Below are 9169 nucleotides of genomic sequence, written 5' to 3' on the forward strand. Positions count from 1 at the left end.
GGCACGAGCCGGAGCCCGCCCCGCTGCCCCGCCCGCCCCGCGCGAACGGCCGGCCGCTGCGCTGCGCGCTGGTCCTACTCTTCGTGCTGGTCACCCTGGCCGCCGCCGCACCGCCGCCCCGGCGGGCCGTCGTGACGCTGCCGGCCATGCTCGGGGCCGATGTAATGGACCTGGGGGACCTGTTCCTGGTCATCGACCCGATCACCCCTGAGACGCCGCAGCGGCGGCTGGCCGCCTTCCGGCTGCCCGGCGGCGAGCCGGTCTGGAAGGTGCCGTTGCCCGCGGAGGGCCGGTACTGGGGAGTCGCGTCGGCGGCCGGGATGCTGCTGGTCACCGGGCACGAGATCGGCCCGGACCGCCAGGGCACGCTGACCGTGGTGCTGGACCGGGCGACCGGGGCGTACCGGTGGCAGCAGCCGGGCAGCCCCGTCCAGCTGGCCGACGGAAACCTGCTGTTCCAGTCCGGCGGCGAGAACGAGCCGGTCAGCCTACGCGCGGTTGATCCATGCTGTGGCACCTTGCGCTGGCAGCTACCCACCACCTCCGACTACACCATCTACGGCGGTACCGGGCGCGGGGTGGAGCGGGTGGTCGTCAACCAGGTGGACGGGCCGGTCGAGGTACGTGACGCGACCACCGGTGCGGTGCTGGCCCGCGCCGACCTGCGCCCACCCGGCGGCGGGCCGTTCGGGTCCGTGCAGGTGGTGAACGACCTGCTTCTGATCGTCGGCGAGGCACCGGTCGCGGTCACCGCGTACGGGCTGGACCGGCTGGACCGGCGCTGGAGCAGCACAGCCGACCGGATCGATTTCGTGTCGGACTGCGGCCCCGTCCTGTGTCTGCAGACCCGTTCCAACGGGCTGCGGGCGGTCGACCCCGCGACCGGTCGGGAACTCTGGAGCAGCGAGCGTTGGGGGTGGGTCTGGCCGGTCGACGGCCGGCTGATGGCCACCACGTTGAGCAGCGCCGGCCCCGGGGCGGAGCAACTGGTCGTGCTCGATCCGCCGACCGGTCGCGTGCTAGCCGAGCTGGGCCGTTGGGAGCTGGCCGGGTCCGATCCCGGGGGTCCGATGATCGGGCTACGCCGGTATCCCGGTGGCGGGCTGCTCGTCGCCGAGCTGGACATCCGCGCGGGGACGGTACGGATGCTGGACGTGCTGCCGAACGCGAGCGGGGAGTGCCATGCGACCGCCGGCCGGCTGCTGTGCCGGCTGGTCGACGGCTCGTACGGGCTGTGGCAGTTGCCCGACTGATCACCAGTTGGCCTGGGCGGGCGGCGGGGGCAGCGGCACCGACGCCGGCCGCAGCACGTACGCCACCCCGCCGCTGCCCCGCTGCCAGGCAGCCTCGAACCGCTGCCGGGGCACGGTGCGGCGTACCGCGTCGTCGTCCGGCGCGTACGGGTCGTTGAGCACCGGGTCGCCGTCGGCGGTGAAGCCGACCAGCACCATCAGGTGCCCCCTGGTGTCGTACGCCAACCCCGGCACCTCGCCGGCCCGGAACGCGGCGGAGACGATCAACGGGATGCCGAAGGCGATGAACGCCTCCGCCTCGGCCAGCGACCGCAGACGGGTGACGAACGCGTCCACCCCGTGCAGCCCGGCGTACGCCGTGTTGAAGGGCCAGTTGCCGGCACCGGCGTACGCGTGGTCGTAGCAGTGCCGGGCGGCGTGCACCACCACCGGGCGCGGGCCGACCGGCTCGACCCAGGCGTACCGCTCCGGCGCCGGCTCGGCGCCCCAGTAAGAGAGCACCATCGAGATGCAGGTGGGGCTGCACCACGAGTCGCCACCGCCACCCCACTGCGGGTGCTGGCCGGCGTGCAGCCGCTGCGAGTAGCGGGGCACGTCGAGCACCCTCCCGCGCGCGGCGTTCGACGGCTCCACCACCGGGCCGGCGTCCGCGCCGCATCCCGACCCGTCCGCCACGTCGGGAGGGATCGGGCCGGTGGCGACCGCGCCGAGGTCGGTCGGGGTGGCGCCGGTGGCGACCGCGCCGACGCTCCGCAGCACCGGGCCGGACGGGCTGCCGGCCGGCCCGCACAGGGTCACCCGGGCCTGCCAGCCGGTGACCACCGCTCCGGTCACGATCAGCGTGTCGGTGTCCACCCGGGCGTCGCCGTCGCGCTGCCCGGGCACCGAGGTGCGCCGTACCGTGCGGTCGTCGGCCGCCCAGCGAGCCAGCTGGTACCAGCCGGTGCTGGGTCCGTCTCCGTGCCAGCCGCGCAGCTCGACCTCGATCCAACAGCCGTCGGGGGTGTCGGCGGTCCAGGACGGCACGACCTCGACGACCGGGAAACCGACCGGCACCGGCGGTGACGTCCAGCTGCCCCGGGCGACCGACGGGTCCGGGCCGGCCGGGGTCAGCCCCCGATCGTCGGCGCGCAGGCCGTCACCGGTGCCGGCCGTCCCGTCGGCCGGCAGGTGGAAGCCCCGGTAGGCGATGTCCCGCTGCGCGGGTGGTGCCGCGATGGTCATGACAGGTCCGTCCGTCGCTCGGTCCCGGAAGCATCGCGTACGCCGGGATGGTCCGCAACGCCGGCCGGCGCGGGCGGCGAGGGACGATGTGTTGCCGGCCGGCACTAGGTTGTCGGTGGTCAGCAGCGAGGAGGCCGGGATGCGGGTACTGGTGGTGGAGGACGAGCGCAACCTCGCCGACGCGATCGCGCGCGGGTTGCGCAAGCGGGGGATGGCGGTCGACGTGGCCTACGACGGCGACGCCGGCCACGAGGCGGCGTTCGTCACCCGGTACGACGTGGTCGTGCTCGACCGCGACCTGCCCGGCGTGCACGGCGACCAGATCTGCGCCGACCTGGCCGCCTCCGGCGCGCTCACCCGGGTGCTGATGCTGACCGCCAGCGGCACGGTCGCCGACCGGGTGGAGGGGTTGCAGCTCGGCGCCGACGACTACCTGCCCAAACCGTTCGCCTTCGACGAGCTGGTCGCCCGGGTGCAGGCGCTGGGCCGGCGGGCCACCCCGGCCGCCCCGCCGGTGCTCGAACTGGCCGATCTGGTGCTCGACCCGGCCCGCCGGGTCGCCACCCGGGCCGGTGTACCGGTCGACCTGACCAACAAGGAGTTCGGGGTGCTCAGCGAGCTGCTCAGGGCGCGCGGCGCGGTGGTCTCCAGCGAGGAGTTGCTGGAACGGGTCTGGGACGCCAACACCGACCCGTTCACCACGATCGTCCGGGTCACCGTGATGACGCTGCGCAAGAAGCTCGGCGACCCGCCGCTGATCGAGACGGTGGTCGGCGCGGGCTACCGCACGGCCGAGGTAGGGGCATGAGCCGCCGCCTGCGGCCCACTCTGCGGTTGCGGCTGACCGTTCTCAACGGCGTGCTGCTGATCGGCGCGGGAGCGATCCTGGTGCTGCTGGCGTGGCTGCTGGTGCGCGACGCGTTGCGACCCACCGACGAGCTGCTGCCCGGCACGACCGTGGTGCTGTCCGACGGCCGGGTGCTGGACGCCGCGCAGTGGCAGCGCCAGTTGGTCGACGCCGCCTCCGGGGAGTTGCTGGCCAAGGGGCTGGTCGCTCTGCTGGCGATCAGCGTGGTCGGGGTGGCCGGCGCGTACGCGGTGGCCGGCCGGGCACTGCGTCCGCTGCACCAGGTCACCGCGACCGCGCAGCGCCTCGGTGAGGCGACGCTGGACCAGCGGATCGGCTACTCGGGCGCCGACGACGAGGTGGCGGAGCTGGCGAAGACGTTCGACGCCATGCTGGACCGGATCGCGTCCGCGTTCGAGGCGCAGAAGCGCTTCGTGGCCAACGCCTCGCACGAGCTGCGTACCCCGCTCGCGGTCATGCGGACCGAGATCGACGTGACGCTCAGCGACGACGATGCGGACGCCGCCGAGTACCGCCGGATGGCGACCGTGGTCCGCGACGCCTCCGAGCGGGCCAACGGCCTGGTCGACGCGCTGCTGGTGCTGGCGCGCAGCGAGGCGCAGGCCGGGCGGCGGCTCGGCCGCCGCACCGAGTGTGACCTCGCCGCCGGCACCGCGAACGCGCTGTCGGCGATGCGGCGGGAGGTGGAGCGGATCGGCCTGCGGGTGCAGACGTCGCTGGAGTCCGCGCCGGTGGTCGGCGACCCGGGCCTGCTCGACCGGCTGGCCGGCAACCTGATCGAGAACGCGGTCCGCTACAACCACCTGCACGGCAAGCTCTGGGTGCGCACCGGGACCGACCGCGAACGTTCCTGGCTGGTGGTGGGCAACACCGGTTTCGAGGTGGACCAGGCCGACGTGCCGGGGCTGTTCGAGCCGTTCCGGCGCGGCGGCCGGGAGCGTACCGGCGCCCGCGGCTCCGGTCTGGGGCTCTCCATCGTCCGAGCGGTCTGCGACGCGCACGGCGGCACCGTGCGCGTGGTCGCGCAGCCCGGCGGCGGCCTGGAGGTGACGGTCACCCTGCCGTCGGCGGACGCCCCGGCGGCGACCGGCCCGGTGCCGGCCGTCGGCGGCTGACCGGTTCGTGCCGGGGTTGCGGCCGGCGGGTACCCGATGGAAAGATCACGCGGTCAGCTCGAGATCGAAGGGGGGTGCGTCGATGTCCACCACCACTGACTCCGCGCCCCGGGTCCTCCTCGGCTGACCCCCGGAGGCGGAGCGTCCCCATCCAGCACGGAGGGGACACCCGTGTACCCACGGATCCGCAACATCAGTTTCGATTGTCATGACACGTACGCCCTGGCCGGCTTCTGGTCGACGGTGCTCGGGTACGCCCGGCATCCGGAGGACGCCCCGGGTGATCCCGAGGCGGCGCTGCTGCCACCGGACGAGGCGACCCCGAACCTCTTCTTCCAGGCGGTGCCGGAGGACAAGGTGACCAAGAACCGGCTGCACATCTGCCTGGAACCCGTCGAACGGACCAGGGATGAGGAGATCGAGCGGGTGCTCGGCCTCGGGGCCACCCTGGTCGCCGACCGGCGGCACGCCGACGGGACGGGCTGGGCGGTGCTCGCCGACCCCGAGGGGAACGAGTTCTGCGTGGTACGCAGCGCTGGGGAACGTGTCCCCGCCACCACTGTGGAGGACCAACCGTGAGCTCGACGATCCACAACATCAGCATCGACTGTCACGACACGTACGCGCTGGCCGGCTTCTGGTCGCAGGTCTTCGACTGCCCCCGGCAGCCCGACGACTTCCCCGGCGACACGGAGGCGATGCTCCTGCCGCCGGGCGGCCCGGAGGTGCTGTTCATCGCGGTGCCCGAGGGCAAGGCCGTGAAGAACCGGCTGCACCTGGACCTGCAACCCGCCGACCGGACCCGGGACGAGGAGGTCGAGCGACTGCTCGGCATCGGCGCGACGCGCGTCGACGACCAGATTCGGCCGGACGGCTCCGGCTGGGTGGTGCTCGCCGACCCGGAGGGCAACGAGTTCTGCGTGCTGCGCAGCGCGGCGGAGCGGGCCGCGTCGCCCGCCACGTCGGCGGGTGACGTCGACCCAGCCTAGGCGCCGGCGGTACGGCCGCTTCCGCCAGCACGTGCCCCGGCCACCCGAGGGTGGCCGGGGCACGGTTGCACGGATCAGGAGCGCTGCTCGGCCTGGCCCCGGATCGTGGCGAACTCGGCCTTCGCCTCCGCGCCGGTCTTGAAGAAGACCACCACGAGACCCACGCTGCCCCGGTCGGGCCCAGACGCAGACGCCCAGCGGCACACCGTCGGTCTTGCCGGATCCTCGTGTGGTCCCACGCGGACAGCTGGCGGAGAAACGACCGCGGTGGCCGGGCCGTCCACAGGGACGGTCCGACCACCGCGACGGTGGTGCTGCGATCGGTCAGAGGGGCAGGCTCGCCGCCCCGCGCGGCAGGAACCGCTTTCCGGTGACCCGCTCGCTGGTGCCGGTCCGGTCGAGGTACGGCGTGACCCCGCCCAGGTGGAACGGCCAGCCGGCGCCGAGGATCATGCACAGGTCGATGTCCTGCGCCTCGGCGACCACGCCCTCGTCCAGCATCAGCCGGATCTCCTGCGCAAGCGCGTCGAGCGCGTTCTGCCGTACCTGTTCGGCGGTCAGCGGCTGGTCACCGACCACGAGCAGCTTGGCGACCTCCTCGTTGACCTTGTCGTCCGCCACGATCGGCTGGCCCGAGTCGGCGATCCGCTTGAGGTTCTCGCTGACGCCGAACCGGTCCGGGTACGCCGCGTGCAGGGTGCCGCCGACGTGGTACGCCACGGCCGGCCCGACCAGTTGGAGCAGGGCGAGCGGGCGCATCGGCAGGCCCAGCGGGTCCAGCGCGCTGTTCGCCACGTCCAGCGGGGTGCCGGCGTCGACGGCGGCGAAGACGGTGCCCAGGAAGCGGGTGAGCAGCCGGTTCACCACGAACGCCGGGGCGTCCTTGACCAGCACCGAGGACTTCTTCAGCTGCCTGCCGACCGCGAACGCGGTGGCCAGCGTGGCGTCGTCGGTGCGCTCGCCCCGGACGATCTCCAGCAGCGGCAGCACCGCCACCGGGTTGAAGAAGTGGAAGCCGACCACCCGCTCCGGGTGCTCCAGCTCCGCGGCCATCTCGGTGATGGACAGGCTGGACGTGTTGGTGGCGAGCACCGCCTCCGGGGAGACGATCTTCTCCAGCTCGGCCCAGACCTGCTTCTTGACGCCCAGGTCCTCGAAGACCGCCTCGATGACGAAGTCGGCGTCGGCGAAGGCGTTCTTGTCGACCGTGCCGCTGACCAGGCCGTACAGCTTGGCGGCGGTGCCCTTGTCCATCCGGCCCTTGGTGACGGCCTTCTCGATCTGGGTGTGCACGTAGCCGACACCCTTGTCCACCCGGGACTGGTCCAGGTCGCTCATCACGACCGGCACCTGGAGGCGGCGGGCGAACAGCAGCGCCAGCTGGCTGGCCATCAGGCCGGCGCCGACGATGCCGACCTTGGTGACCGGGCGGGCGAGGCCCTTGTCCGGTGCGCCGGCCGGCCGCTTGGCCCGCCGCTGCACCAGGTCGAAGGCGTACAGGCCGCTGCGCAGCTCCTCCGAGAAGACCAGGTCCGCGAGGGCCTCGTCCTCGGCGGCGGTGCCGGCGGCGAAGTCGCCGTCCTTCGCCGTCTCCAACAGGTCCAGTGCCTTGTACGCGGCCGGGACCGCGCCGTGCAGCCGCTGGTCGAGGGTCTGCCGGGCGAAGTAGAGCACGCCCGCCCACATGTCCTTGTCGACCTCGGGCCGGGTCACGGTCACCTGACCTCGGACCACGCCGGCGGCCCACTCCAGGGACCGCTCGAGGAAGTCGGCCGGCTCCAGCAGCACGTCCGCGATGCCCAGCTCGGCGGCCTGCTTCGGCTTGAGCATCTTGTTCTGCATCAGCGGGTTCTGGATGATCACCTGGGTGGCGGCGGGGATGCCGATCAGGTTCGGCAGCAGCTGGGTGCCGCCCCAACCGGGGACCAGGCCGAGGGAGACCTCGGGCAGGGCCAGCGCCGCGGCGCCGCCGGAAAGCGTCCGGTAGTGGCAGTGCAGCGCCAGCTCCAGGCCGCCGCCCATCGCCGCGCCGTTGACGAACGCGAACGTGGGCACCCTGCTGTCCTTGAGCCGGGCGAAGACCCGGTGACCGAGCCGGCCGATCTCCAGCGCCTGCGCGCGGTCGGCGAGCTGCGGCAGGCCGACGATGTCCGCGCCCACGCAGAAGATGTACGGCTTGCCGGTGACCGCGATGAACGCCGGGTCGGCGGCGAGCGCGGCGGTGATCGCCTCGTCGAGGCTGGTCAGGCCGGCCGGCCCGAAGGTGTTCGGCTTGGTGTGGTCGAAGCCGTTGTCCAGCGTGATCAGGGCGGCGGGACGGTCCAGCCCCGGTACGTTCACCTGACGCAGCAGCGCCCGGGTGACGACCTCGTTCGGTGCGGCGAGCGCGCTCACTTGTTGCCCTCCGTCCAGTGCGGGTTCTCCCAGATCACGGTGCCGCCCATGCCGATGCCGATGCACATGGCGGTGAGGCCGTAGCGGACCTCGGGGTGCTCGGCGAACTGGCGGGCCAGCTGGGTCATCAGACGTACCCCGGAGGAGGCCAGCGGGTGGCCGATGGCGATCGCGCCGCCCCACGGGTTGACCCGGGGGTCGTCGTCGGCGATGCCGAAATGGTCGAGGAAGGCGAGCACCTGCACGGCGAACGCCTCGTTCAGCTCGAACAGGCCGATGTCGTCGATGCTGAGCCCGGCGATGCGCAGCGCCTTCTCCGTCGACGGGATCGGGCCGACGCCCATCACCTCCGGCTCCACGCCGACGAAACCGAACGACACCAGCCGCATGGCGACCGGCAGGCCCAGCTCGCGGGCGGTGGCCTCGTCGGCCAGCAGGCTCGCGGTGGCGCCGTCGTTCAGGCCGGCCGCGTTGCCCGCGGTGACCTTGCCGTGCGGGCGGAACGGGGTCTTCAGGGTGGCGAGCTTCTCCAGCGAGGTGTCCCGCGGCGCCTCGTCCACCGTGGCCAGACCCCAGCCGCCCTCGGCGTCGCGGATGGCCACCGGCACCAGGTCGTCCTGGAGCTTGCCGTTGGCGTACGCCTTGGCGGTCCTCTGCTGCGAGGCGAGCGCGAACGCGTCGGTGCGCGCCTTGGTGATGTGCGGGACCAGGTCGTGCAGGTTCTCCGCGGTGGCGCCCATGACCAGCGCGGACGGGTCGACCAGCTTCTCGGCGATGATGCGCGGGTTGGGGTCGACGCCCTCACCCATCGGGTGGCGGCCCATGTGCTCGACGCCGCCGGCGATGGCGATGTCGTACGCGCCCATGGCGATGCCACCGGCGACGGTGGTCACCGCGGTCATCGCGCCGGCGCACATCCGGTCGATGGCGAAGCCGGGAACGGTCTTGGGCAACCCGGCCAGCAGGGCGGCGGTCCGCCCGATGGTGAGGCCCTGGTCGCCGATCTGGGTGGTGGCCGCGATGGCGACCTCCTCGACCCGCTCCGGCGGCAGCTGCGGGTTGCGGCGTAGCAGTTCACGGATGCAACGGATCACCAGGTCGTCGGCGCGGGTGTTGGCGTACATGCCACCCGCCTTGCCGAACGGGGTACGGACGCCGTCGACGAAGACGACATCCCTGACTTCACGGGGCACTTGAGCCTCCTTTTCGACCATGATTCGGCCTTCGCGCCGGCAGGCGGCACTCCGGAGCGAATGAGGGTCGCCAACACGGGCACGTCCCCCCGGATGCTACTCGCCAGTAACCAACCCCGTCCGTGCCCCCCGC

Annotated in this window: 8 protein-coding genes; 5 read left to right on the forward strand and 3 right to left on the reverse strand. The window is 72.9% G+C overall.

Features of this window, described 5'->3' with window-relative positions:
- A partial coding sequence (locus tag DKT68_RS25410) for an outer membrane protein assembly factor BamB family protein (RefSeq protein ID WP_109819903.1) occupies positions 1-1253 on the forward strand: 1253 nt, incomplete at its 5' end.
- Here DKT68_RS25410 and DKT68_RS25415 read toward each other — a convergent pair.
- Positions 1254-2477 (reverse strand): peptidase C39 family protein, encoded by a 1224-nt coding sequence (locus tag DKT68_RS25415; RefSeq protein WP_109819904.1) that lies wholly within the window; start codon positions 2475-2477, stop codon positions 1254-1256. It lies immediately after the preceding gene.
- Between the two features lie 139 nt (positions 2478-2616).
- Here DKT68_RS25415 and DKT68_RS25420 point away from each other — a divergent pair, with 139 nt between their 5' ends.
- The 4 genes from DKT68_RS25420 (at position 2617) to DKT68_RS31225 (ending at position 5449) form a co-directional block, all read left to right on the forward strand.
- Positions 2617-3285, forward strand: coding sequence for a response regulator transcription factor (locus DKT68_RS25420; RefSeq protein WP_109819910.1), 669 nt, complete (start codon positions 2617-2619; stop codon positions 3283-3285).
- Complete coding sequence (locus tag DKT68_RS25425; protein ID WP_109819905.1) at positions 3282-4460, forward strand: sensor histidine kinase; 1179 nt, start codon at positions 3282-3284, stop codon at positions 4458-4460. Before DKT68_RS25420 ends, DKT68_RS25425 begins: the two co-directional genes overlap by 4 nt.
- A gap of 171 nt (positions 4461-4631) precedes the next feature.
- Positions 4632-5039: a VOC family protein gene (locus tag DKT68_RS25430; protein ID WP_109819906.1), complete on the forward strand. Its 408-nt coding sequence runs from the start codon at positions 4632-4634 to the stop codon at positions 5037-5039.
- Positions 5036-5449, forward strand: a complete 414-nt coding sequence (locus tag DKT68_RS31225) for a VOC family protein (protein ID WP_161556695.1) — start codon at positions 5036-5038, stop codon at positions 5447-5449. Before DKT68_RS25430 ends, DKT68_RS31225 begins: the two co-directional genes overlap by 4 nt.
- A 324-nt stretch (positions 5450-5773) precedes the next feature.
- On the opposite strand, the gene DKT68_RS25440 is transcribed toward DKT68_RS31225, so the two are convergent.
- Positions 5774-7843 carry a 3-hydroxyacyl-CoA dehydrogenase NAD-binding domain-containing protein gene (locus tag DKT68_RS25440; RefSeq protein ID WP_109819908.1) on the reverse strand — a complete coding sequence of 690 codons (2070 nt, stop codon included), beginning with the start codon at positions 7841-7843 and terminating at the stop codon, positions 5774-5776.
- Positions 7840-9036, reverse strand: coding sequence for a thiolase family protein (locus tag DKT68_RS25445; protein ID WP_109819909.1), 1197 nt, complete (start codon positions 9034-9036; stop codon positions 7840-7842). The genes DKT68_RS25440 and DKT68_RS25445 overlap by 4 nt, the downstream gene beginning before the upstream one ends.
- Between the last annotated feature and the right edge of the window lie 133 nt (positions 9037-9169).

This window comes from Micromonospora acroterricola (assembly GCF_003172955.1).
GTDB lineage: Bacteria > Actinomycetota > Actinomycetes > Mycobacteriales > Micromonosporaceae > Micromonospora > Micromonospora acroterricola.